The sequence below is a fragment of the Bacteroides sp. 3_1_13 genome, from assembly GCF_001185845.1.
GTDB classification, from domain to species: domain Bacteria; phylum Bacteroidota; class Bacteroidia; order Bacteroidales; family Bacteroidaceae; genus Bacteroides; species Bacteroides xylanisolvens.
Genome location: NZ_KQ236955.1, coordinates 2,591,210 through 2,616,116, shown reverse-complemented (window position 1 = coordinate 2,616,116; position 24,907 = coordinate 2,591,210). Strand labels below are relative to the sequence as shown.

General features: G+C 41.5%; 21 protein-coding genes. 17 read left to right on the top strand and 4 right to left on the bottom strand.

Annotation, left to right across the window (positions count from 1 at the left end; translation table 11 throughout):
- Positions 1 to 887: 887 nt before the first annotated feature.
- The 4 genes from HMPREF9009_RS09260 to HMPREF9009_RS09245 all read left to right on the top strand — a co-directional run bounded on the left by HMPREF9009_RS09260 (position 888) and on the right by HMPREF9009_RS09245 (position 7,835).
- Entirely contained in the window at positions 888 to 2,297 is a 1,410-nt protein-coding gene (locus HMPREF9009_RS09260) for a Gfo/Idh/MocA family protein (RefSeq protein WP_008645458.1), read from the top strand.
- 114 nt (positions 2,298 to 2,411) lie between these two features.
- Positions 2,412 to 3,302 (top strand): YitT family protein, encoded by an 891-nt coding sequence (locus HMPREF9009_RS09255; protein WP_015532437.1) that lies wholly within the window; start codon positions 2,412 to 2,414, stop codon positions 3,300 to 3,302.
- Positions 3,303 to 3,374: 72 nt separating this feature from the next.
- Positions 3,375 to 6,716: a glycoside hydrolase family 2 TIM barrel-domain containing protein gene (locus tag HMPREF9009_RS09250; protein WP_177159846.1), complete on the top strand. Its 3,342-nt coding sequence runs from the start codon at positions 3,375 to 3,377 to the stop codon at positions 6,714 to 6,716.
- Between the two features lie 30 nt (positions 6,717 to 6,746).
- Positions 6,747 to 7,835 carry a phosphotransferase enzyme family protein gene (locus HMPREF9009_RS09245; protein ID WP_009040152.1) on the top strand — a complete coding sequence of 363 codons (1,089 nt, stop codon included), beginning with the start codon at positions 6,747 to 6,749 and terminating at the stop codon, positions 7,833 to 7,835.
- Positions 7,836 to 7,866: 31 nt separating this feature from the next.
- Here the strand turns inward: HMPREF9009_RS09245 and HMPREF9009_RS09240 are convergent, their stop codons facing one another.
- Genes HMPREF9009_RS09240 through truA form a run of 3 tightly spaced genes read right to left on the bottom strand, consistent with a single transcriptional unit; the run spans position 7,867 to position 10,233 of the window.
- On the bottom strand, positions 7,867 to 8,517 hold the full coding sequence (locus HMPREF9009_RS09240) for a DUF3256 family protein (RefSeq protein WP_008645465.1): 651 nt from the start codon (positions 8,515 to 8,517) through the stop codon (positions 7,867 to 7,869).
- Between the two features lie 45 nt (positions 8,518 to 8,562).
- Positions 8,563 to 9,465, bottom strand: coding sequence for a DMT family transporter (locus HMPREF9009_RS09235; protein ID WP_008020829.1), 903 nt, complete (start codon positions 9,463 to 9,465; stop codon positions 8,563 to 8,565).
- Positions 9,466 to 9,483: 18 nt separating this feature from the next.
- Positions 9,484 to 10,233, bottom strand: a complete 750-nt coding sequence (gene truA / locus HMPREF9009_RS09230; protein WP_008020828.1) for a tRNA pseudouridine(38-40) synthase TruA — start codon at positions 10,231 to 10,233, stop codon at positions 9,484 to 9,486.
- Between the two features lie 128 nt (positions 10,234 to 10,361).
- Between truA and HMPREF9009_RS09225 the strand changes: the two genes are divergently transcribed.
- The 3 genes from HMPREF9009_RS09225 (at position 10,362) to HMPREF9009_RS09215 (ending at position 13,820) form a co-directional block, all read left to right on the top strand.
- A complete protein-coding gene (locus HMPREF9009_RS09225; RefSeq protein WP_008020827.1) occupies positions 10,362 to 10,859 on the top strand; it encodes a hypothetical protein in 498 nt (165 codons plus the stop codon).
- Between the two features lie 20 nt (positions 10,860 to 10,879).
- Entirely contained in the window at positions 10,880 to 12,532 is a 1,653-nt protein-coding gene (locus tag HMPREF9009_RS09220; protein WP_008020825.1) for a flotillin family protein, read from the top strand.
- A 157-nt stretch (positions 12,533 to 12,689) separates the two neighbouring features.
- The gene (locus tag HMPREF9009_RS09215; protein ID WP_049701976.1) at positions 12,690 to 13,820 is read left to right on the top strand and encodes an AAA family ATPase; all 1,131 of its coding nucleotides are present in this window, start codon (positions 12,690 to 12,692) and stop codon (positions 13,818 to 13,820) included.
- A gap of 413 nt (positions 13,821 to 14,233) precedes the next feature.
- Here the strand turns inward: HMPREF9009_RS09215 and HMPREF9009_RS09210 are convergent, their stop codons facing one another.
- Positions 14,234 to 14,671: a DUF6078 family protein gene (locus tag HMPREF9009_RS09210; protein WP_008020821.1), complete on the bottom strand. Its 438-nt coding sequence runs from the start codon at positions 14,669 to 14,671 to the stop codon at positions 14,234 to 14,236.
- 191 nt (positions 14,672 to 14,862) lie between these two features.
- Between HMPREF9009_RS09210 and HMPREF9009_RS09205 the strand changes: the two genes are divergently transcribed.
- The 10 genes from HMPREF9009_RS09205 (at position 14,863) to HMPREF9009_RS09160 (ending at position 24,649) form a co-directional block, all read left to right on the top strand.
- Complete coding sequence (locus HMPREF9009_RS09205) at positions 14,863 to 15,723, top strand: hypothetical protein (RefSeq protein WP_049701975.1); 861 nt, start codon at positions 14,863 to 14,865, stop codon at positions 15,721 to 15,723.
- 82 nt (positions 15,724 to 15,805) lie between these two features.
- Positions 15,806 to 16,483: a DUF5715 family protein gene (locus HMPREF9009_RS09200; protein ID WP_008020814.1), complete on the top strand. Its 678-nt coding sequence runs from the start codon at positions 15,806 to 15,808 to the stop codon at positions 16,481 to 16,483.
- Between the two features lie 113 nt (positions 16,484 to 16,596).
- On the top strand, positions 16,597 to 18,153 hold the full coding sequence (locus tag HMPREF9009_RS09195) for an ATP-binding protein (protein WP_008020813.1): 1,557 nt from the start codon (positions 16,597 to 16,599) through the stop codon (positions 18,151 to 18,153).
- Positions 18,154 to 18,227: 74 nt separating this feature from the next.
- Entirely contained in the window at positions 18,228 to 19,214 is a 987-nt protein-coding gene (locus HMPREF9009_RS09190) for a PhoH family protein (protein ID WP_008020812.1), read from the top strand.
- Positions 19,215 to 19,218: 4 nt separating this feature from the next.
- Complete coding sequence (locus HMPREF9009_RS09185; protein ID WP_008020811.1) at positions 19,219 to 20,055, top strand: hypothetical protein; 837 nt, start codon at positions 19,219 to 19,221, stop codon at positions 20,053 to 20,055.
- Between the two features lie 4 nt (positions 20,056 to 20,059).
- Positions 20,060 to 21,004 (top strand): phosphoribosylaminoimidazolesuccinocarboxamide synthase, encoded by a 945-nt coding sequence (locus HMPREF9009_RS09180; protein WP_004315679.1) that lies wholly within the window; start codon positions 20,060 to 20,062, stop codon positions 21,002 to 21,004.
- Between the two features lie 161 nt (positions 21,005 to 21,165).
- A complete protein-coding gene (gene ubiE / locus HMPREF9009_RS09175) occupies positions 21,166 to 21,903 on the top strand; it encodes a bifunctional demethylmenaquinone methyltransferase/2-methoxy-6-polyprenyl-1,4-benzoquinol methylase UbiE (RefSeq protein ID WP_004315680.1) in 738 nt (245 codons plus the stop codon).
- A gap of 39 nt (positions 21,904 to 21,942) precedes the next feature.
- Entirely contained in the window at positions 21,943 to 22,689 is a 747-nt protein-coding gene (locus HMPREF9009_RS09170) for a shikimate dehydrogenase family protein (RefSeq protein WP_004315681.1), read from the top strand.
- Between the two features lie 19 nt (positions 22,690 to 22,708).
- On the top strand, positions 22,709 to 23,659 hold the full coding sequence (locus tag HMPREF9009_RS09165) for an alpha/beta hydrolase (RefSeq protein WP_032811706.1): 951 nt from the start codon (positions 22,709 to 22,711) through the stop codon (positions 23,657 to 23,659).
- A 72-nt stretch (positions 23,660 to 23,731) separates the two neighbouring features.
- Positions 23,732 to 24,649 (top strand): TPM domain-containing protein, encoded by a 918-nt coding sequence (locus HMPREF9009_RS09160; protein ID WP_049701974.1) that lies wholly within the window; start codon positions 23,732 to 23,734, stop codon positions 24,647 to 24,649.
- Positions 24,650 to 24,907 lie beyond the last annotated feature (258 nt).

Here is a 24,907-nt window from a genome sequence, read left to right as displayed (position 1 = left end):
TCCAAACTATGTAGTTTTGAATAAAATAATGAAGTATTCTGGAAACGTTGTGGTAAATCTGAAAAAGATGATTGAGTTTTTAAGATTCCCCGTTATCTTTTTATTATAAAATATGGGTCAAAGGTGAGGGGTGGTGAGGGTAGATTTATAACCTTTTATTTTATTATTTTCTATACTATCTCCTTTTTTATCTATAAAAAAAAATACGAAAGTTATAAATCTACCCTCACCACCCCTCACCCTTGATCCATTCATTAGCGCACCGTTTAACTCGTTTCTATGCTGTTCTCAATTAAATGGGAATTTAGCGGTTAAATGGGAATTTTGCAGTTAGGCTGAAAGCCTTACAATTATATATTTATTGGGGTGCCCTGAAAGGGCTTAATTATATAGCGTAGGGCAACGCCCTACGAAAAAAAACACACCAGCCACAAGCCCTGAAAGGGCGGAACTGTATACAATTATGCCCTTTCAGGGCGCAAATTCAGATTACCGTTTTTTCGTAGGGCGTTGCCCTACGCTATATAATTAAGCCCTTTCAGGGCACTCCGCAAAATTATCATTTAGCTCATTTCCGTACAGAAATGAACTATAATAGACTACCGGCTTATGTAGTTAATCAAAACAAAAGAAGTAAACGTTAAGCAATTTTAAAAAGACCACTTCTTTTTAGGAAAGACCTTCTAATGGCCTGTCTTTTATATGTATTTGTCGATACACAAGACTATACAAAATCAGGTAGAAAAAGTTTGAATCATTTTCTACCTCATAATAGAAGTTTATGATGAAAATATCAGTTATAAATATAAATAGTTGGCTAATTAATTACTATTTTTGACACGTAAATGAAAAACAGCGAATAACCCCTATTAAAAACTTAAAATATGATGAAGAAACTACTCACAGCCACTGCTATCGGCTTGGCTTTGTTAACTTGGCACACCAGTTGTACTCAACAACCAAAGGCTCCGGAAGCCTTTACTCCTATCAAAGTAGAAACTCCTGCCCGCCCTGCCGGACAAGAAGATGTAATCCAACTCGTTACTCCTAAAATTGACACCGTACGTGTCGGTTTCATCGGCTTAGGAATGCGTGGTCCCGGCGCCGTAGCACGCTGGACTCATATTCCGGGAACTAAGATTGTAGCGTTATGCGACCTGCTTCCCGAACGTGTTGAAAAATCACAAGAAATTTTGAAGAATGCCGGACTCCCTGCAGCTGCTTCTTACAGCGGAGAGGAAGATGCATGGAAAAAACTTTGCGAGCGGGATGATATTGATCTTGTATACATAGCTACAGACTGGAAGCATCATGCTGCAATGGGTGTCTATGCCATGGAACATGGCAAGCATGTAGCCATCGAAGTTCCTGCCGCTATGACATTGGATGAAATCTGGCAGTTAATCAACACTTCTGAAAAGACCCGCAAGCATTGTATGCAGCTCGAAAACTGTGTATATGACTTCTTTGAACTGACTTCTTTAAATATGGCACAACAGGGCGTATTCGGAGAAGTGCTTCATGTAGAAGGTTCATATATCCACAACCTGGAAGATTTCTGGCCTGAATACTGGAACAACTGGCGAATGGATTATAATCACCTGCATCGCGGTGACGTATATGCGACTCACGGTATGGGCCCCGCTTGTCAGGTACTTAACATCCACCGTGGCGACCGTATGAAAACATTGGTATCTATGGATACGAAAGCTGTCAACGGACCGGCTTACATTAAGAAACAAACAGGAGAAGAAGTGACCGATTTCCAGAATGGTGACCAGACTTCGACCTTGATTCGCACAGAAAATGGCAAAACGATGCTGATCCAGCACAATGTAATGACACCCCGCCCATACAGCCGTATGTACCAGATAGTAGGAGCCGATGGTTATGCAAGCAAATATCCGATTGAAGAATATTGCCTGCGACCTACACAAGTTGATTCTAAAGATGTGCCTAATCATGAAAATCTGAATGCACATGGCTCTGTACCCGAAAATGTAAAGAAAGCCTTGATGGACAAATATAAAGATCCGATTCACATAGAGTTGGAAGAAACTGCCAAGAAAGTAGGCGGCCACGGTGGTATGGACTTTATCATGGACTACCGTCTGGCATATTGCCTGCAAAATGGATTACCATTAGATATGGACGTTTATGACTTGGCAGAGTGGTGTTGCATGGCCGAACTTACCAGACTTTCCATCGAAAACAATTCTGCTCCGGTAGAAGTTCCCGATTTCACTCGCGGCGGATGGAATAAAGTACAAGGCTATCGTCACGCTTTTGCAAAATAAAACTGAATATATCCTTTTAGCACGAACATAATGAACCAATCCGGCTTCTCCCCCAAAGCCGGATTATTCATGGGTTCGTGTTTGAACATTTTATAGATTATCATAATCACTTTTATGAAAACAGCTATTCCAAAACCTTCTAAGCAAAGCATTATCCGTGAAGCCAGAGATTATGTAATGATTGCCATCGGCATGATTTTGTATGGCATCGGTTGGACCGTTTTTCTACTTCCGAACGATATCACTACCGGGGGAGTACCAGGTATTGCTTCTATTGTATATTGGGCTACGGGTTTTCCCGTACAGTATACGTACTTCAGCATCAACTTCTTTTTATTGCTACTGGCCCTCAAATTGCTGGGGATGAAGTTTTGCATTAAAACTATTTTTGGAGTATTTACCCTCACCTTCTTTCTGTCCGTCATTCAAAAGCTGACAGCAGGTTTCGGACTCCTTCACGACCAGCCCTTTATGGCATGTGTCATTGGAGCATCCTTCTGTGGAGGTGGTATAGGGGTTGCTTTTTCGGCAAACGGAAGCACAGGAGGCACGGATATTATCGCAGCCATCATCAACAAATACCGGGACATCACATTAGGAAGAGTCGTACTCATCTGCGATATGATTATTATTTCTTCCAGTTATTTTGTCTTAAAAGACTGGGAAAAAGTGGTATATGGGTTTGTTACTCTTTATATTTGTAGCTTCGTTCTCGACCAGGTAGTGAATAGTGCCCGTCAATCCGTACAGTTCTTTATCATATCCAATAAATATGAAGAAATAGGACGGCATATCAACGAATATCCACACCGGGGAGTTACGATTATCAATGCAACCGGCTTTTATACAGGACGAGAAGTAAAGATGCTGTTCGTATTAGCCAAGAAGAGGGAATCACCTATCATCTTCCGGTTGATTAAAGATATAGACCCGAATGCATTTGTGTCACAAAGTGCTGTCATCGGAGTTTATGGAGAAGGATTCGATCATATTAAAGTTAAATAAAAAAGAAATGAAAAACCAATATTGAGAAACATGAAATTTCGACCAACCCCCAATTTATTAACAGGCATTTTCATGGGAATATTTTCCCTGACAACATTTAATGTAATGGCTGAAAAAGCCGTGAAACCCTATTGGCAGGATGTGCAGGTAGTTGAAGTCAACAAAGAGTATCCACGCACTTCTTTTATGACATACAACAATCGCGCTGATGCCTTGAGTGGCAAGTTCGAACGAAGCAAGTATTACCGCTTGCTGAACGGAACCTGGAAATTCTACTTTGTAGACTCTTACAAAAAACTTCCCGACAACATTACTGACCCGAATACAAATACAGATTCGTGGAATGATATTCAGGTACCCGGCAACTGGGAAGTACAAGGACACGGAATAGCCATCTACACCAATCATGGTTATGAATTCAAGCCGCGCAATCCGCAACCTCCGGCTCTTCCCGAAGCGAATCCGGTGGGAGTTTACCGCCGGGATATTGATATTCCGGCAGATTGGGACGGACGGGATATCTACCTGCATCTGGCAGGAGCCAAGTCCGGCGTATATGTATATATCAACGGGCAAGAAGTTGGATATAGCGAAGACTCCAAAAATCCGGCAGAGTTTCTTATTAACAACTATGTGAAGCCCGGCAAAAACGTGCTTACCGTTAAAATCTTCCGTTGGAGTACTGGTTCCTATCTGGAATGTCAGGACTTCTGGCGCATGAGCGGTATTGAACGCGATGTTTATCTGTATTCACAACCTAAAGCAGCCCTCAAAGATTTCCGGGTGAAGTCTACCCTGGATGACAGCTACAAGAATGGAATCTTCAGCTTGAATGTCGATTTGAGAAATCACGAGAAGGCAGCAACTAATCTCACATTAGTTTATGAGCTATTGGATGCACAGGGAAAAGTAATCTCTACTGAAGAGAAGACCGCCTATATCCCATCGGACGAAGTACGTACACTTTCTTTCGATCAGAAGCTGGCAGATGTCAATACATGGACATCCGAACATCCGAATCTGTACAAACTGCTGATGACCGTCAAAGAGAATGGCAAAATAAATGAGATTATTCCTTTTAATGTAGGATTCCGCCGTATTGAAATCAAACCTATCGAACAAAAAGCTGCTAACGGAAAACCATACGTTTGCCTGTTCATCAATGGTCAGCCACTAAAACTGAAAGGGGTAAATATCCACGAACACAACCCGTCAACAGGTCATTATGTAACAGAAGAGTTAATGCGTCGTGACTTCGAGCTTATGAAGCAACATAACCTGAACAGCGTACGCCTTTGCCACTATCCGCAAGACCGCCGTTTCTACGAACTTTGCGATGAATACGGTCTTTATGTGTACGATGAAGCCAATGTCGAAAGCCACGGAATGTATTACGATCTTCGAAAGGGCGGTTCATTGGGTAACAACCCCGAATGGCTGAAACCACACATGGACCGTACCATCAATATGTTCGAACGCAACAAGAACTATCCGAGCGTCACCTTCTGGTCGTTGGGAAATGAAGCCGGAAACGGATATAATTTCTATCAGACTTACTTGTGGCTGAAAGAGGCTGACAAAGAGCTGATGAATCGCCCTGTCAACTATGAGCGTGCTCAATGGGAATGGAACTCCGATATGTATGTTCCGCAATATCCAGGTGCCGACTGGCTGGAAAATACAGGAAAGAACGGCAGCGACCGTCCTGTAGCTCCTTCCGAATATGCGCACGCAATGGGAAACTCCACCGGAAACCTGTGGGGACAATGGCAGGCGATTTACAAATATCCGAACCTACAGGGTGGATATATCTGGGACTGGGTAGACCAAGGTCTTCTCCAGAAAGATGAGAATGGAAGAGAATACTGGGCTTACGGAGGTGACTTCGGTGTAGACGCGCCGAGCGATGGCAACTTCCTCTGCAACGGTCTTGTCAATCCGGATCGTGGTCCGCATCCGGCAATGGCTGAAGTGAAATATGTACATCAGAATGTAGGCTTTGAGGCAGTAGATGCCGCTGCCGGTATATTCAAAATCACCAACCGTTTCTATTTCACCAATCTGAAAAAGTATCAGATTCACTATAACGTACTCGCTAACGGAAAGACTATAAAAGGTGGAAAAGTATCTTTGGATATTGCTCCGCAGGCATCCAAAGAATTCACCGTACCGGTAAACGGCTTGAAAGCCCAACCGGGAGTGGAATATTTTGTAAACTTCAGCGTGACAACCACAGAACCTGAACCGTTGATTCCAACAGGATATGAAATAGCATACGACCAGTTCCAGCTTCCTATCCAGGCAGAGAAAGCTATTTATAAAGCAAACGGTCCGGCACTGAAAACAACGACTCAAGGAGATGAGCTAATCGTTTCTTCTTCCAAAGTGAATTTTGTATTCAACAAGAATAGCGGATTAGTTACCTCGTATAAAGTGGACGGCACAGAATATTTCAAAGACGGATTTGGTATTCAGCCTAACTTCTGGCGTGCTCCTAATGATAATGATTATGGTAATGGCGCTCCTAAACGTTTACAGGTATGGAAGCAATCAAGCAAAAACTTCCACGTAACGGATGCAACCATGACAACAGAGAATAAGGTAGTTTCCTTAAATGTGACCTACTTATTGGCTGCCGGCAACTTGTATGTTGTCACGTACAAAATCTATCCGAACGGAGTAGTCAATGTAAATGCCAAATTCACGTCAACAGATATGCAGGCAACAGAAACTGAAGTTTCCGAAGCTACCCGCATGGCTACGTTTACTCCCGGAAGTGACGCTGCCCGCAAGGCCGCTTCCAAACTGGAAGTCCCCCGTATCGGTGTTCGTTTCCGCTTGCCGGCACAGATGAACAACGTACAATACTTTGGCCGTGGTCCGGAAGAGAACTATATCGACCGTAATCATGGAACCCTCGTTGGCGTATATAAGACAACAGCAGATAAAATGTACTTCAACTATGTACGTCCACAGGAAAACGGGCATCACACCGATACCCGTTGGATCGCTTTATCTCCCGCCAAAGGAAATGGCCTGGTTTTGGTAGCCGACAGTACGATCGGTTTCAATGCCTTGCGCAACTCTATCGAAGATTTTGACTCTGAAGAGGCTCTGCCCCACCCTTACCAATGGAATAACTTTAGTCCGGAAGAAGTAGCCAATCATGATGAGAATGCCGCCCGTAATGTATTGCGGAGAATGCATCATGTTAATGACATCGTTCCGAGAGATTTCGTAGAGGTTTGTGTGGACATGAAGCAACAAGGTGTAGGCGGATATGACAGTTGGGGTGCACGCCCGGAACCTTTCCACCAAATCCCGGCTAATCGTGATTACCATTGGGGCTTCACATTAGTACCTGTTCGCTCGGCTAATCAGGCCAACGAAGCGGCTAAATACGATTATCGATAACCTTAGTATAAATTTTTAAAGAAAAAACTCATGAAAGATTTATCTAGCATTGTAGCTAATTTTAAAGTCCAAGGTACGATAGAAGAAATCAAACCTTTGGGTACAGGACTTATTAACGACACTTACAAAGTAAACACCAAAGAAGCAGATGCTCCCGACTACGTTTTGCAACGCATCAATCATGCCATTTTTCAGAATGTAGAGATGCTTCAATCCAATATTACCGCTGTCACCAATCATATTCGCAAGAAACTAACGGAGGCAGGAGAATCGGATATAGAGCGCAAGGTTTTGAGTTTCCTCGAAACAGAAGAGGGTAAAGCATATTGGTTCGACGGTGATAGCTACTGGCGTGTGATGGTATTCATCCCACGCGCCAAAACGTATGAGACGGTGAATCCCGAATATTCAAATTATGCTGGAGAAGCTTTTGGTAACTTCCAGGCTATGTTGGCCGATATTCCGGAAACATTGGGTGAAACCATACCTGACTTCCACAATATGGAGTTCCGCCTCAAACAACTACGTGAAGCTGTTGCGAAAGATGCTGCCGGACGGGTATCGGAAGTGAAATACTATCTGGACGAAATAGAGAAGCGTGCAGATGAAATGTGTAAAGCAGAACGTTTATATCGTGAAGGAAAACTCCCCAAACGTGTTTGCCACTGCGATACGAAAGTGAATAACATGATGTTCGACGAGGATGGCAAAGTGCTTTGTGTCATCGACCTGGATACGGTAATGCCCAGCTTTGTCTTCTCCGATTATGGAGATTTCCTTCGTACAGGCGCCAACACGGGTGATGAGGACGATAAAGACCTTGATCGTGTAAACTTCAATATGGAAATATTCAAAGCGTTTACCAAAGGCTATCTGAAAGGAGCCAAATCATTCCTGACTCCAATTGAGATTGAGAATCTTCCTTATGCAGCCGCTTTATTCCCATACATGCAGTGTGTACGGTTCTTGGCAGACTATATCAATGGAGATACTTATTATAAAATCAAATATCCGGAACATAATTTGGTTCGTACTAAAGCACAATTCAAACTGCTTCAAAGTGTGGAAGCCAACACACCGGAAATGATCGCATTCATCAACGATTGCTTAAAGAATTGAGAATAGAGGAAAAAAGAGAATGGAGAATTATCTATTTGGTAAAGGCTCCATTCTTCCAATGATAAACAATCGGACGGCGGAGAAACGGTTTCAGTTTCTCTGCCGTTTCTGTTGACATATAATCAGGAGTAGCCAATGTAACAGTCAATTCTGTATTTTCTTTATTAAAATCGGCTTTCATCAATAATATATCTGCCGAACGGCGTGCCTCGTCAAACTCATAAACACCTGCTGAATCCGGCGTATTCAGAAAGTCGCCCATCACAGGCAGGGTAATATAGAGAGATGCTGTAAGCGGTTTCCAGTCATCTGTATAGAAACGGATGCTGCTGTCGCAGGCAGGTGCACAAGCTGTAGAGACTGTACAGATCACGTTCGTCGAGTCATTCAAAGCCAACACTTTCATCTGCCAGGTAGATTGAGAAGACATCTGCATACGGATATAATCTTTACTTAGATCAGTCATCTCCGACTTCTTGCCGAAACGATTCTCTACTTGCGCTTTCATCTTACTTTCCAGAAAGTCAATACAATCTTCCCGGTTTACTTTGGTTAGTAACGGGCTTAGAGAATCCGGCATATTCACAAACAGCGTTTTGGCTTCTTGTGCCCAAAGAGCGGTCGAAGCAAAGAGTCCGACAGCAGAAAAGAATATAGTGATTACAAATTTATTTATTTTCATATCTATCTTATTTAACCTGTGACAAACAGATTTTGTGTAACTGTTTTAATTTTTAGACCCCAAATATAAGAATATCATTCCGATTAACACCAGTATAAGGTCAATCGCTTTGCTTTTTAAATTCTTTTCACGGAAGAGAAGTGCACCGAAAGTGAAAGAGACTACTACACTTCCCCGACGGACCATCGAAACAATGGAAATCATGGAATCGTCATAGCTCAATGCGTAAAAGTAAACGAAATCGGCAGCCGAAAGGAAGATAGAAATCAGGATAATCGTCCAGTCCCAGCGAAACGGGGTGGTAGACTTTCTTTTAGGCCACCAAAGCAATAACAGAATAGGACACATAATAAACACCTGATAAACATTATACCAGGATTGTACCAGCATCGGATTCAGAGACTTCATCAGATACTTGTCATATAATCCGCTGATAGCACCTGTAATGGCAGCCAACACAATAAAGAATATCCATTTGTTATGTTTAAAATCAATTCCTTCTTTCTTCCCCGAACGACTTAACATAAAGAAAGAGACAATGGCCAGCATTACCCCAATCCATTGATAGAGATTCAACCGTTCGCCAAATACCAGCATCGCTCCCACAAGCACCATCACCGGACGAGTGGCGTTGATAGGTCCTACTATGGTTAAAGGCAGATGTTTCATTCCGAAATATCCGAATATCCACGAAGACAACACGATGAACGACTTGATGATGATATATTTATGCTGTTCCCAACCAACAACGGGAACATTAAATATCGTTCCTCCCAACAGGTCCGGTTTATATACGGATATCAGGATAAACGGCAGAAAGATGAGACTGGAAAAAAATGTATTTAGAAACAAAACGGGAAGTACCGCATTATCTTTCAACGATTTCTTCTTGAATACATCATAAAAGCCCAGCAAAGTAGCCGAGAGAAATGCTAATAATAACCACATGAGAATATTTATTATTTATTATTCAAATATACTTTCGGGATATTCCACATTTACCAGAAACAGGGCTTGCCCTGGAGCAGATGTCCCGGCTTTGCAACGGTCTTGTTGTTCGATAACCCGCCGAAAGCCTTCAACAGTAAGTTTCCCCCGTCCCACTTCAATCAGCGTACCTACGATAGCTCGCACCATATTTCGCAGAAAACGGTCGGCACGGATGGTAAACACCCAAGTAGCATCATCTTCCTGCGTCCATTCGGCATGAGTGATATGGCAGATATTGGTCTTTACATCTGTATGAAGTTTGCTGAAGCTCGTAAAGTCAGTATACTCAAAAAGGGTACGTGCAGCTTCGTTCATGAGTGCATAATCCAACTGATTATAAACTCGCCAACGATATTGCCGGTTAAAAGGATATTTCGATGTCGTTACATAATACTTGTAAGTTCGCGCAGTCGCATCAAAGCGGGCATGCGCATCCGGCCGGACCCGGCAAACACGATAAATGGAAATATCGGGAGGCAACAGACGGTTTAATTTATCGGCAACTGATATTTCATCCAACGGCTCATCGAAGTCAAAATGAGCAACCATCAGGGAAGCATGTACCCCGGCATCTGTCCGACCTGCCCCTATTACTTCAATTTCGCGACGCAGAAAGGTAGACAATGCTTTCATCAGACATTCCTGCACACTAATCCCATTCGGTTGAATTTGCCAACCATGATAGTTGGTCCCGTCGTAAGCCAAATAAATAAAATACCTTTGCACGCTAATTCCTCATTTTAGGGTTTTCGCGCGCAAAATTAATCATTTTATCTCATTTATCTTTGTATAATTCACATAAACCTGTATATTTACAGAACAAAATAATCATGATTTACTAATACCCCACAATTATGAGTAGTACCATTTTCCTCATCATCGCCCTCGTCACGACAGGCATCTTTCTTATTCAATTCGTATTATCCATCTTTTTCGGAGATATAGATGCAGATGTAGACGTGGATGCTGATATCAGTAGCGTAGTTTCTTTTAAAGGACTTACCCATTTCGGAATTGGATTCGGATGGTACATGTATCTGGCGGGAAACACGGAAATTCAAAGTTACATAATCGGTATTCTAGTGGGTCTTTTCTTTGTTTTTGCCGTCTGGTTCCTCTATAAGAAAGCTTATCAACTGCAACAAGTGAACCACAACGAGCAGACCGATCAGCTTGTGGGACGGGAATGTGTGATCTATTTCAAACAAAGCGACAGCAAATATACTGTACAGACCACCCGGGACGGAGCCATGCGCGAAGTAGACGTCATCTCCGAATCCGGAAAAGCATATCAGACTGGCGACAGAACAATGATTACCAGCTACAAAGACGGAACGCTATTCATTCAATAATTATTCAAATACACAATTTTATGACACAAGAAATGTTAATCATGGCTGCTATACTAGTGGCAGTCATCCTACTCACTTTTATTGGTATCCTTTCGCGTTACCGCAAATGTAAGAGTGATGAAGTCCTCGTTGTATATGGTAAAACGGGAGGAGATAAGAAGTCGGCAAAGCTATATCATGGTGGTGCGGCTTTTGTATGGCCGATTATTCAGGGATATGAATTCCTGTCCATGAAACCAATGCAGATCGAATGTAAACTGACCGGTGCATTATCCGCTCAAAACATTCGTGTAGACGTGCCGACTACAATCACTGTAGCTATCAGCACCGATCCTGAAGTGATGCAAAACGCTGCTGAACGTATGCTGGGATTAACAATGGATGACAAGCAGAACTTAATTACTGATGTTGTATATGGTCAGATGCGTATGGTGATCGCCGATATGACTATCGAAGAATTAAATTCAGACCGAGATAAGTTCCTGGCTAAAGTGAAAGATAACATCGATACCGAACTTCGCAAATTCGGTTTGTATCTGATGAACATTAACATCAGTGACATTCGCGACGCTGCCAACTACATTGTCAACTTAGGTAAGGAAGCTGAAAGTAAAGCACTGAACGAAGCACAGGCTAACATCGAAGAACAGGAAAAGCTGGGTGCTATCAAAATTGCCAATCAGATAAAGGAACGTGAAACGAAAGTAGCAGAAACCCGCAAAGATCAGGATATTGCTATTGCAGAAACAAAGAAACAACAGGAAATCTCTGTTGCAAATGCGGATAAGGACAGAATCTCGCAAGTAGCCATCGCCAACGCGGAAAAAGAATCGCAAGTAGCAAAGGCTGAAGCTGAAAAGAATATCCGAATCGAGCAGGCAAATACCGAAAAGGAAAGCCGCGTTGCCGAACTGAATTCCGACATGGAAATCAAACAGGCGGAAGCTGCAAAGAAAGCTGCCATCGGACGAAATGACGCACAGAAAGAGGTGGCTCTATCAAATTCCGAACTAGCCGTGACACAGGCTAACGCCGACAAGCAAGCCGGTGAAGCTGCCGCGAAATCGGAAGCTGCCGTACAGACTGCACGCGAAATTGCGCAAAAAGAAGTGGAAGAAGCTAAGGCACGAAAAGTGGAATCTTCATTGAAGGCTGAAAAGATTGTTCCTGCAGAAATCGCCAGACAGGAAGCTATCCTTCAGGCAAATGCCATCGCTGAAAAGATTACCCGCGAAGCGGAAGCACGCGCAAAGGCTACTTTAGCACAAGCCGAAGCGGAAGCAAAAGCTATCCAAATGAAACTGGAAGCAGAAGCGGAAGGTAAGAAACGGTCATTACTTGCGGAAGCGGAAGGTTTCGAAGCAATGGTAAGAGCGGCCGAATCGAATCCGGCTATCGCTATCCAATATAAGATGGTAGACCAGTGGAAGGAAATCGCCGGCGAACAGGTGAAGGCGTTCGAACACATGAACTTAGGAAATATCACCGTATTCGACGGAGGAAACGGTGGAACTAGCAATTTCCTAAACACATTGGTGAAAACGGTAGCTCCAAGTCTCGGTGTATTGGATAAATTGCCTATCGGTGAAACAGTGAAAGGTATTATCAATCCGGAAAGCAAAACGGAGGAAAAGCCTGCAACAAAAGCTGACGAGAAAAAAGATAAGAAATAGTTGTGATCCGACATAATATACGCTGATGAGAAAAGAATGATTACTTGTTCTCATCAGCGTTTGTTTTTTATATAATTCAAATAAATCTTTGAATATTCCAGATTTATTACGTTCTTTGTGTTACATAAAATATGTAACGTAAAATATGTAATAAGTCATGAAGCCATACAATCCATTCCTTGTATACGGTTACAACAGTCCCGAATACTTTTGCGATCGGGAGAAAGAAACTGATAAAATGATTTCAGCTTTACTAAATGAACGTAACCTGACCTTAATATCCCCCCGACGCATGGGAAAGACGGGACTTATCAAAAATGTATTCTATCGAATGAAGCGGGAAAATAATCCGAATGCTGCCTATTTTTATATGGACATTTACTCCACACGTGATTTAAAAGCATTCATCCAGTTACTTGCTCAAAATGTACTTGGAGAATTAGATACTCTGTCCCAAAACATACTCCGGCAAATGACTGCTTTCTTCAAATCTTGCCGTCCTATTATCAGCGCTGACGAAAGAAGTGGTATGCCTACCGTAACATTAGACTTTGCTCCTACCCACGCTGAACAAACATTGAAAGAAATACTCAATTATATGGTAGCCTCAAAGAAACAGTGTTATCTTGCCATTGATGAATTCCAACAAATTACAGAATATCCGGAAAAAGGTGTAGAAGCATTGCTCCGCTCTCATATCCAATTCATGCCCAATGTACATTTTATCTTTTCCGGAAGTAAAAAGCATGTAATGGAAGAAATGTTTACTTCTGCAAAACGTCCTTTTTATCAAAGTACCCAAATCATTGTATTAACGGAAATCCCACTGGAGAATTATTATTCGTTCGCACACTCATTCTTTGCTAAGGAAAAAAGAGAGTTGACACTAGAAACATTTTCTTATTTGTACCAACTTGAAAACGGACACACATGGTACGTCCAAAGTATACTCAACCGATTGTATGAAAAGAAAATCAACCCCATTGATAACCGACTGGTAGATAGATGTATAAACGACATTTTAGATGAACAGGAAACCATATATCAAAGTAACCTGACTCTACTAACCAACAATCAAGTAGATTTATTGAAAGCTATTGCCACAGAAGGCTGTATAAAAAGCATAAATGCCAATGACTTCATCAAAAAGCATCATTTAAAAACGCCCAGCAGCGTTAACGTGGCACTAAAATCCTTACTGAATAAAGAACTGATATATAATACACCAGATGGGTATATTGTCTATGACCGTTTTTTCGGAAAATGGCTGAAAGATGCAGTAATCTAATACGCACTAGAAATGATTTCGCGAAATCATTTCTCATATTCTCATACTTTACAGGATAATCATCTGTAATTCAAAGCAATAACACTATGAGAAATACTTTTCAAAAAGGTGTTTCTCATAGTATTTTGCCTGAAATGCCACAAAAAACCGGTATTTCTCATACTTTCATCATGCATTTCTCATACCGGAACTGCTATATAATACCTACATAATAAATGTCAACCCAACCCGAAGATAAAAAAAAGGCAGCCAACTATTATCAGGGTATTACAGCCCCCGGTAGTCCCACATATTGTGGGAAAAGATTCCCTAGCTGGAGAGAATTTATTCCCTCATTTTGAGGGAATAAATTCCCATAATATAAGAGAATACTTTCCCACAATATATGGGATTACCGGAACTAACGGATATACTTACCCAAGATCATAGTATTCGATATATTCATCATATTGAGGCGTTTCTGTAACTCCCCTCTTTCGAAAAAGTTCTTGTATATACTTTTGTTCCTTTGGTTTAATCAACCGTTCTTTATTGCAACAACGATAATAGATCGTTTTGCCGAAGTAGGCTATCATCTGTCGCTTGATAACGGTGGCATCAGCAAGCGGCACCCGATCCAGCAAATGTTTCATTCCCCGTGCAAACAACACCGGCTTTTCATCAATAAAGTAAGTACAGTCTTCACCATCGGAGGTGACATGTTCGGGATTAATAACCATTACAGCAGCCCGCTCTTTCGGCATTCGGAGAGTTACTTGTCGTCGCAGACATTTGTCCGCACGCAAACAATGTCCATTCAAGCAATGAGCGAAGCTAACGGGCATAGAATTGTAATCGAAATCTGTTTTCATGTGTGTTATGTTTAGTGGAAAAGTGGCCTATTTTTATAAACCGCTACAAATGTATGAAAATAGCTGGAGGACAAGAAATAAATACACTATTTACTTCAACACATTGATAAAATCTTTATATTTGCCTCCAACATCAATACAGGAACTTATAAAACTATATCTCTCCTGCAAAACTATAAAACAGAATAATCATGAAGACAAAACATTTACCTGGAGCACTACTGTCATTTCTCTATACAATTATCTTTTTTAGCTGTGGAAATAACGATGAAAAAAAGATATATTCTTTATCCTTCGAAAAAGAGTATTACGAACGACCTTTGTTAGGAACAACCAATATCACCATCACAGGTGGAAACAGGGACTACACCGTAACTGTAGAAAAAACTGACATTTTAAATATAGATGTAGATTTGTCCAGTTCGATAGGAATGGGAAGCTTAAGGGTCACCCCAAAAAAGAAAGGAGAAACAAAGGTGAAAATAAAAGATAATATCACCAACGAAACAGTTGATTTAAGAATTAAAATAACAGACAGCTATTTGGCGTACGCTATAGAAAAAAGTAATCATCCGGCACTTTCCAATGGCACTGTAGTTTATCTGATTAACAATGAAGCTAAAGAATGCTATTTTTTCCGTTATATTGAGTTTAGAGACGAACTATCTCACACTCCAATAGCAAAAGGAACATACGACTTTTTCACCAAGTTAGAAAGCGGTTCCGGCAACTCGTCTCCTACATACGCCATACCTTATTTAACATTAAATTATACATCTGACGAACAAGAAAATTTCACGGATGCATCAGTTCCCCCCACCCCTCACAAATTAAGATTTGAGCTATACGATGGGGTTACGAGTGCAAATGCTGTCCTAAATCTTATATCAAGATTTCTAGGTGTAGATTGGAAAGAACTTGTAGAAAAAGCTCTTACCAGAAGCGAACATACAATAGTACCCACACTAAAAACAACAATTGACAATACAGATTATACCATAATAGGTATATTAAATACCTATCCTGAAATACCAGAGAATATTTTGGAATAACCTCAAAAGTATGGAATTGAAAATAATGCAAAGCATGGAACGTATGAAAAAATAGCGTATATTTGCGAGCAAAAAATATAAAATGACTATTTATAAGCTTCGCATATTACCGCTATTTTTACTAGTTATTGGGCTTACAACGCTTACTTCGGGCTGCAAAAAGAAAGACATGTCGCTGAAACTGAATGAGCCACGCAATATTCGTGGCGTCGTCAGCTATAAACGTTCTTTCCCTGATTTGAATGACGCACATCTGGAAGTAGCCAAAAAGATAGGTATCCGTCCATTGGCAGACCGGGAAGCAGCAGAAGATATGAAAGAAAAGCTAACTCATATTACCGACAATGAGTTTTATGTAGTAGATTCACTGACACACTCTATCCCCTATCTCGTACCGCGTGCCAGTGCACTGCTCGATACAATCGGTTCCAATTTCCTCGATTCATTGGCAGCCAAAGGTCTAAACCCCAACCAGGTAATTATTACTTCCGTACTGCGTACCGAAAACGATGTGAAACGCCTCCGCCGTCGCAACGGAAATGCTTCCGCCAACTCGGCACACTGCTTTGGAGCCACCTTTGATGTCAGTTGGAAACGTTTCAAAAAGGTAGAAGACAAGGATGGAAGACCGTTACAGGATGTAAGTGCCGATACACTGAAACTTGTCTTGTCCGAGGTTTTAAGAGACCTGCGACAAGCTGAAAAATGCTACATCAAATATGAATTGAAGCAAGGATGTTTCCATATCACCGCCCGATAAATACCTTTTTTCAAAATCTTTGACTAGCATATCATAAAACCTTCAAGGTAAATTTTGTGTTAAGATGGAAAACAGCTATCTTTGTATGAATCCAACGCTAAAAGAATCAGATTATGAGCAAGCTATATCCTATCGGCATACAGAATTTTGAAAGTCTCCGTAACGATGGTTATCTCTATGTAGATAAAACCAGACTCATTTACCAATTAGTAAAAACCGGCCGTTACTATTTTCTTAGCCGTCCCCGCCGCTTTGGGAAGAGTCTGCTTATATCTACTCTTGAAGCATACTATCAGGGAAAGAAAGAACTATTCGAAGGATTGGCTATCGAACAACTGGAAAAAGACTGGATCAAACATCCGATATTACACCTTGATTTAAATATCGAGAAATATGATACTCCCGAAAGTCTGGACCAAATACTCAATGACAATCTGGAACATTGGGAAAGCCTGTATGGCACACGCCCGTCGGAAGTTTCCTTTTCTTTACGCTTTGCAGGCATCATACAGCGGGCTTACGAACAGACCGGGCAACGTGTCGTTATCCTTGTGGACGAATACGACAAACCTATGCTGCAAGCTATCGGAAACGAAGAACTGCAAAAATATTTCCGAAACACACTAAAGCCTTTCTATGGGGCATTAAAGAGTAAAGACGGATGCATCAAACTCGGATTCCTTACAGGTGTCACCAAATTCGGAAAAGTCAGTGTATTCAGCGATCTGAACAATCTGATTGATATTTCAATGGATGAGCAATACGTGGAACTCTGCGGTATCACAGAGAAAGAAATCCACGACAATATGGAAGAAGACCTGCATATTTTAGCTGATAAGCAGAAAATGACTTATGAGGAGGTCTGCTCCGAACTGAAAGAATGTTACGATGGTTATCATTTCGTAGAAAATTCCATAGGAATATACAACCCATTCAGTTTACTCAACACATTCTATAAGATGAAATTCGGTAGTTACTGGTTTGAGACCGGCACCCCGACTTATTTGGTAGAATTACTAAAGAAATCCAATTATAATCTCCAACGTATCACCCATGAAGAAACGGATGCAGATGTACTGAACAGCATTGATTCGACGTCCCGAAATCCTATTCCGGTTATCTATCAAAGTGGATATCTTACGATCAAAGGATTCGACAATCGCTTTGGAATTTATCGACTGGGATTTCCCAATCGGGAAGTAGAAGAAGGTTTTGTAAAATACCTCCTTCCGTTCTATACCAATATAGACGTAATCGAATCTCCTTTCCAAATACGGCAGTTTGTCGATGAAGTGGAACAAGGTGATTATGATGCCTTTTTCCGCCGCCTGCAAAGTTTCTTTGCCGATACACCTTACGAATTGGTACGCGATTTGGAACTACATTATCAAAATGTACTCTTCATCGTATTTAAACTCATTGGATTCTATGTAAAAGCAGAGTATCATACCTCACAAGGACGCATTGACCTCGTCCTGCAAACCGATCATTTCATCTATGTAATGGAATTCAAGCTAGAGGGAACCGCCGAAGAAGCTCTGCAACAAATCAATGACAAACATTATGCACAAGCATTTGCTGCCGACAAGCGACAAATATTTAAAATAGGCATTAATTTCAGTAATGAAACAAGAAACATCGAAAAGTGGATAGTAGAAGATTTGCAGTAAAATTCACCTCCAAACAATCAGAGAATCCAAAACGTTTGATTAAATTTGCAGAAATTTTTCTTTAATACAACTTAATGATAGAGAAGCTGATTGTTCTTGAGGACATTGATCCGGTTATTTTTTACGGTGTAAACAACGCCAACATACAGTTAATTAAAGCTTTATACCCAAAGCTACGCATAGTTGCCCGAGGCAATGTCATCAAAGTGCTGGGCGACGAGGAAGAAATGTGTGCCTTCGAGGAAAATATCACCAAACTTGAAAAGTACTGCGCCGAATATAATTCACTGAAAGAAGAGGTCATCATTGACATTATAAAAGGAAATGCTCCGCAAGCGGAACAGACAGGAAACGTGATTGTGTTCAGCGTCACGGGCAAGCCTATCATCCCCCGAAGCGAAAACCAGTTGAAACTGGTAGAAGGATTCGCCAAGAATGATATGGTATTCGCCATCGGTCCGGCAGGTTCGGGAAAAACATACACTGCTATCGCCCTTGCCGTGCGTGCATTAAAAAACAAAGAAATCAAAAAAATCATTCTTAGCCGCCCCGCCGTAGAAGCCGGAGAAAAACTCGGTTTCCTGCCCGGCGACATGAAAGATAAGATCGATCCATACCTACAACCTTTATATGACGCCTTGCAGGATATGATACCTGCCGCCAAGTTAAAGGAATACATGGAATTGAACATTATCCAGATTGCCCCGTTAGCCTTTATGCGCGGACGTACGCTGAATGATGCAGTCGTTATATTGGACGAAGCCCAGAATACTACCGCCCAACAAATCAAAATGTTCCTCACCCGTATGGGTATGAACACCAAGATGATTGTGACGGGAGACATGACACAGATTGACCTTCCCGCTTCACAAACATCGGGATTGGTGCAAGCCCTCCGCATCTTGAAGGGAGTGAAAGGGATCAGTTTTGTTGAACTGAATAAGAAAGATATTGTACGCCATAAACTGGTGGAACGTATCGTGGATGCTTACGAAAAGTTCGATAAAGAAGCGAAAGCCGAGCGGGAGAAACGGGAAGTGAAAAAACAACTAATAAATTAATACAATGAAGAAAATTGCAATATTTACAATACTGTTAATAATTATATTGGGATGTAGTAAAAATGAAGAAGAGATACTAACTGTTTCTTCGTATTCTTATATTAACGAAACATCTCCATACGATACATCAATTCGCGTTTCAGTAGAAGAAATTAATGGCATATTAAAAATTCGTATTTACCAAAATCAGAAAGTCGCCCATGAACGGAATTTATATGCACCTAAATCAGAAAATGTTGACTTAGGATATGGAGAAGTAGAAACAATACCTTATACACCTTATAATTGTTTATTTTTGAAAGAACACATATTATTATATTGGAATGCCCATTATGTTAATACCCATAACAAGACTCACACATACACAATGATATACACAAATAAATTAGATAGTATAGCAACTGTAACAACAATAGGAGTTATAAAATCATCCAATTTTGGAGAAGATAAGTTCATTATACATGATAATTCAGAAAATAAGAACATAGTATACGATTCAACTGGTAAAATTATATTCGAGAAAATGTACTATGGGGAAACATACGAATGGCCAACTTGTTATCACAATATCGCCATTTCAAATACAGAATTTCTTGATTGGGGAGAATATAGTATATCGAGAAAATGCTTAGACAAGGGACTCATATGGTCAAACACCTACAATGAATTAATTCCCAATAAGCCAGTAGAAGAAATAAATCCACCCAAAATAGAGTTAATAGAACATTCCTTAAAATCCAATGTACTTAATTCCATATTTAATGTGACATATTACAGTGGAGAAAAAGAAAAAGTAAGCACCAAGATAGATATCAACACAGGAAGTATTATAAATAATTAAACATATGAAAGCATTAACAAAAACAGATTTCAACTTTCCGGGACAGAAAAGTGTGTACCACGGAAAAGTGCGCGATGTGTACAACATCAACGGCGAAAAACTCGTCATGGTAGCAACCGACCGTATTTCGGCCTTTGACGTAGTACTACCTGAAGGTATTCCTTACAAAGGACAAATGCTGAACCAGATTGCAGCTAAATTCCTCGATGCCACTACTGACATCTGTCCGAACTGGAAAATGGCTACTCCGGACCCAATGGTAACAGTGGGTGTGTTGTGTGAAGGTTTTCCGGTGGAAATGATTGTACGTGGTTACCTGTGCGGTAGCGCATGGCGGGCTTACAAAAGCGGTGTACGCGAGATTTGCGGCGTAAAATTGCCGGACGGAATGCGCGAAAACCAAAAATTCCCCGAACCGATCGTCACTCCGACTACGAAAGCAGAAATGGGATTGCACGACGAAGACATCTCTAAAGAAGAAATCCTGAAACAGGGATTGGCTACTCCGGAAGAGTATGAAATCCTCGAAAAATATACATTAGCCCTTTTCAAACGCGGTACTGAAATCGCAGCAGAACGCGGACTGATTCTCGTAGATACAAAATACGAATTCGGCAAGCACAACGGTACTATCTACCTGATGGACGAAATCCACACTCCCGATTCAAGCCGTTATTTCTATGCTGAAGGTTACCAGGAACGTTTCGAAAAAGGCGAACCCCAGAAACAACTTTCTAAAGAGTTCGTTCGCGAATGGTTGATGGAAAACGGTTTCCAGGGCAAAGACGGTCAGAAAGTGCCTGAAATGACTCCGGCTATCGTACAAAGCATCAGTGACCGTTACATCGAATTGTTCGAAAACATCACCGGTGAGAAGTTTGTGAAAGAAGATACCACCAACATCGCTGAACGTATATTCAAAAACGTTGAAACGTTCTTGAATCGTTGATAGTCAACAAATGACAGATAATAAATGATAGTTGACAGATAATGAATGACAGTTCGTATGCAATTCATCGCATATAACTTCAACCTTAATTATTATCCGCCAACTATCATTTATCAACTATCATCTTCTAACTATCATTTATCAACTATCAATTAAAAAGAATGGACTACCCACAACAACATATCAAGCCTTACGACGAAGAAGGGAAAAAGACCGAGCAAGTGGAACGAATGTTCGACAACATCGCGCATGCATACGATAAGCTGAACCATACCTTATCTCTAGGTATCGACCGCAGCTGGCGCAAAAAAGCGATTGCCTGGTTACGCCCTTTCCAACCGCAGCGTATGATGGATGTAGCTACCGGCACAGGAGATTTTGCTATCCTCGCCTGTCGTAAACTGCAACCTGCCGAACTGATCGGGACGGACATCTCGGAAGGCATGATGAATGTGGGACGTGAAAAAGTAAAAAAGGAAGGACTGTCGGACAAAATCTCTTTTGCCCGGGAGGACTGTACTTCACTCTCTTTTGCCGACAATGATTTTGACGCCATCACCGTAGCTTTCGGTATCCGCAATTTCGAAGACCTCGACAAAGGACTCTCCGAAATGTGCCGTGTATTGAAACCGGGCGGTCATCTTGTGATTTTGGAACTTACCACTCCGGACCGTTTCCCGATGAAACAATTGTTTTCCATCTACTCAAAAGTCGTCATTCCATTATTGGGCAAACTGCTCTCCAAAGATAACAGTGCCTACCGCTATCTGCCGGATACCATCAAAGTATTTCCTCAAGGGGAAGTGATGAAAGGAGTCATCGCCCGAGCCGGATTTAGCGAAGTCAACTTCAAACGGCTGACCTTTGGCATCTGCACTCTTTATACCGCAACAAAATAGCAATTCATTGTGAATGATTAATTTAACCCTTATTATATTATGGAAAAATATGGTTTAATCGGCTATCCTCTGCGACATTCATTTTCTATCGGATACTTTAATGAGAAGTTCAAATCCGAAGGAATCAATGCAGAGTATGTGAATTTCGAGATTCCCAGTATCAATAACTTCATGGAAGTGATCGAAGAGAATCCCAACCTGTGCGGCCTCAATGTCACCATCCCTTACAAAGAACAAGTGATTCCTTTTCTGGATGAACTCGATCGTGACACCGCAAAGATAGGCGCAGTCAATGTGATTAAAATCATCCGCCAGCCAAAAGGAAAAGTCAAATTGGTGGGTTACAACTCCGATATCATTGGATTCACTCAATCCATCCAGCCCTTGTTGCAGCCTCATCACAAGAAAGCGTTGATTTTGGGTACCGGCGGAGCTTCCAAAGCTGTCTACCACGGCCTGAAGAATCTAGGTATCGAAAGCATCTTCGTATCGCGCACCCACAAAGCCGACGATATGCTGACTTATGAAGAACTGACTCCCGAAATTATGGCAGAATACACAGTCATTGTCAATTGTACCCCCGTAGGAATGTTTCCTAAGGTAGATTTCTGCCCTAATATCCCTTATGAACTTCTGACACCAAACCATTTGCTCTACGATTTGTTATATAATCCGAACGTTACGCTGTTCATGAAAAAAGGAGAAGCGCAAGGGGCTGTTGTGAAAAACGGTCTGGAAATGCTCCTGCTTCAGGCATTTGCCGCCTGGGAGATATGGCATAAATAAGGGTTAGAGAGAAGTTTTTATGAGGAGAAAAGTAGTATATAGCATCATTTTTATCATGCTGGCATTGACCGGCTGCACCATCGGAGGAAGTTTTTATATGTTAAACTTCTCATTGACTCCGAATGCCAAAATTTTGTCTAAAGATGCTGACTCTTATCCTTTTATGTATAAAAACTACCCTTTCTTGCGTCCATGGGTGGATAGTCTGAAACAAGTGGATGCACTGAAAGACACTTTCATTATTAACCCGCACGGAATACAACTGCATGCTTATTATGTGGCTGCTCCCCAACCCACCAGTAAAACAGCAGTCATCGTGCATGGACATACAGATAATGCTATCCGTATGTTTATGATCGGTTATCTGTATAATCGCGATTTAGGATATAATATATTACTTCCTGACCTGCAACATCAGGGAGAAAGTGAAGGCCCTGCCATTCAAATGGGCTGGAAAGACCGTTGGGACGTGTTGCAATGGATGAACATCGCCAATGAAATCTTCGGAGACAGCACGCAAATGGTTGTACACGGAATTTCAATGGGAGGTGCGACGACCATGATGGTGTCCGGTGAGGAGCAAAAGCCGTTTGTCAAATGCTTTGTGGAGGATTGCGGCTATACCAGCGTATGGGACGAATTCTCGCACGAACTTAAAGCCAGTTTCCATCTTCCTCCTTTTCCACTCATGTATACCACAAGCTGGCTTTGTGAAAAGAAATATGGATGGAATTTCAAAGAAGCTTCTTCACTGAAACAAGTAGCCAAATCACAACTTCCGATGCTGTTTATTCACGGAGATAAAGATACGTATGTACCTACCTGGATGGTATATTCGCTCTACGAAGCCAAACCGGAGCCCAAAGAACTATGGATTGTGCCGGGAGCGGCCCATGCAGTTTCATACCAAGAGAATAAACAGGAGTACACCGACCGAGTCCGTGCATTCGTCGGGCGATACATCCATTAAACCTATTATAACAAGGAGTTTTAGATTCATAACAGAAAAAGTTTCTATATTTGCAAAGATAAAACAAGCGTTATGAAATCAATATTAACTTTTATACTAGCAACTTTTCTTCTGTTCCCACTACAAGCTCAAGAGAAAGTATATACGGTAGACAACCTTCCGAAAGTTCACCTGCAAAACAAAATGCAATATGTTTGCAACCCGGACGGCATACTTTCACAGGCTGCTTGTGACAGTATAGACTCCATGCTTTATGCCTTGGAACAACAAACAGGAATTGAAACAGTGGTTGCCGTAGTTCCCTCAATCGGAGAAGAAGATTGTTTCGACTTCTGCCACCAGCTGCTTAATAAATGGGGTGTAGGAAAAAAAGGCAAAAACAATGGATTGGTCATTTTATTAGTCACCGATCAACGCTGTATACAGTTCTATACCGGTTATGGTCTGGAAGGAGTACTTCCTGATGCTATCTGCAAAAGGATTCAAACAAGATATATGATTCCTTACCTCAAAGATGGGAATTGGGATGCAGGAATGGTGGCTGGTCTAAAAGCGACTTGTCAGCGACTCGACGGTTCGATGGAAAATGATGCTCTCTCCGATTCTAACAGCGGTGGTTCTTTTGATTTTATTCTTGCCATCCTTTGTTTTATCGCCATTGGCGGAGGTCTTGCTTTCTTTTCGGCACGTAAACAAAGTCGTTGTCCGAATTGTGGTAAACATCAATTGCAGAGAAGTGGAAGCGCAGTCGTATCCCGGATTAATGGAGTGAAGACCGAAGATGTCACCTATACATGTAGAAACTGTGGACATACCATCATACGCCGCCAGCAAAGTTATGACAATGATTACCATCACCGGGGCGGTGGCGGAGGCGGTCCGTTCATTGGTGGTTTTGGCGGAGGCAGTTTCGGAGGCGGAGGCGGTTTCGGTGGAGGCAGCTTCGGCGGAGGAATGGGCGGCGGCGGTGGTGCCGGTTCTCGTTTCTAAAGAAAACAAGTAAAAAACAAATTATCAAATTCTATAAAAACCTTAATTCCGCAACACTATTATAAAATATTTTTTTTAAGTACCTGAGCAACAAAAAGTTGCTCAGGATTTTGCCATGTCAGAGGATTCACTTAACTTAGTGTTGCAAAAAAATAATCAAACAAAACCTCATCAGGCATGGCAAAAATGCAAATAAAATCCGAGAAGCTCACTCCTTTTGGAGGAATATTTTCAATCATGGAGCAATTTGACTCCACA

What these genes read in the sequence shown, in the direction of transcription:
- HMPREF9009_RS09235 (WP_008020829.1), bottom strand. Translation starts at nt 9,465, where the DNA reads ATGTGGTTATTATTAGCATTTCTCTCGGCTACTTTGCTGGGCTTTTAT.
- HMPREF9009_RS09255 (WP_015532437.1), top strand. Translation starts at nt 2,412, where the DNA reads ATGAAAACAGCTATTCCAAAACCTTCTAAGCAAAGCATTATCCGTGAA.
- HMPREF9009_RS09195 (WP_008020813.1), top strand. Translation starts at nt 16,597, where the DNA reads ATGAGCAAGCTATATCCTATCGGCATACAGAATTTTGAAAGTCTCCGT.
- HMPREF9009_RS09200 (WP_008020814.1), top strand. Translation starts at nt 15,806, where the DNA reads ATGACTATTTATAAGCTTCGCATATTACCGCTATTTTTACTAGTTATT.
- HMPREF9009_RS09180 (WP_004315679.1), top strand. Translation starts at nt 20,060, where the DNA reads ATGAAAGCATTAACAAAAACAGATTTCAACTTTCCGGGACAGAAAAGT.
- HMPREF9009_RS09240 (WP_008645465.1), bottom strand. Translation starts at nt 8,517, where the DNA reads ATGAAAATAAATAAATTTGTAATCACTATATTCTTTTCTGCTGTCGGA.
- ubiE (WP_004315680.1), top strand. Translation starts at nt 21,166, where the DNA reads ATGGACTACCCACAACAACATATCAAGCCTTACGACGAAGAAGGGAAA.
- HMPREF9009_RS09205 (WP_049701975.1), top strand. Translation starts at nt 14,863, where the DNA reads ATGAAGACAAAACATTTACCTGGAGCACTACTGTCATTTCTCTATACA.
- HMPREF9009_RS09160 (WP_049701974.1), top strand. Translation starts at nt 23,732, where the DNA reads ATGAAATCAATATTAACTTTTATACTAGCAACTTTTCTTCTGTTCCCA.
- HMPREF9009_RS09185 (WP_008020811.1), top strand. Translation starts at nt 19,219, where the DNA reads ATGAAGAAAATTGCAATATTTACAATACTGTTAATAATTATATTGGGA.
- HMPREF9009_RS09210 (WP_008020821.1), bottom strand. Translation starts at nt 14,671, where the DNA reads ATGAAAACAGATTTCGATTACAATTCTATGCCCGTTAGCTTCGCTCAT.
- HMPREF9009_RS09220 (WP_008020825.1), top strand. Translation starts at nt 10,880, where the DNA reads ATGACACAAGAAATGTTAATCATGGCTGCTATACTAGTGGCAGTCATC.
- HMPREF9009_RS09170 (WP_004315681.1), top strand. Translation starts at nt 21,943, where the DNA reads ATGGAAAAATATGGTTTAATCGGCTATCCTCTGCGACATTCATTTTCT.
- HMPREF9009_RS09165 (WP_032811706.1), top strand. Translation starts at nt 22,709, where the DNA reads ATGAGGAGAAAAGTAGTATATAGCATCATTTTTATCATGCTGGCATTG.
- HMPREF9009_RS09215 (WP_049701976.1), top strand. Translation starts at nt 12,690, where the DNA reads ATGAAGCCATACAATCCATTCCTTGTATACGGTTACAACAGTCCCGAA.
- HMPREF9009_RS09260 (WP_008645458.1), top strand. Translation starts at nt 888, where the DNA reads ATGAAGAAACTACTCACAGCCACTGCTATCGGCTTGGCTTTGTTAACT.
- HMPREF9009_RS09190 (WP_008020812.1), top strand. Translation starts at nt 18,228, where the DNA reads ATGATAGAGAAGCTGATTGTTCTTGAGGACATTGATCCGGTTATTTTT.
- HMPREF9009_RS09245 (WP_009040152.1), top strand. Translation starts at nt 6,747, where the DNA reads ATGAAAGATTTATCTAGCATTGTAGCTAATTTTAAAGTCCAAGGTACG.
- HMPREF9009_RS09225 (WP_008020827.1), top strand. Translation starts at nt 10,362, where the DNA reads ATGAGTAGTACCATTTTCCTCATCATCGCCCTCGTCACGACAGGCATC.
- HMPREF9009_RS09250 (WP_177159846.1), top strand. Translation starts at nt 3,375, where the DNA reads ATGGGAATATTTTCCCTGACAACATTTAATGTAATGGCTGAAAAAGCC.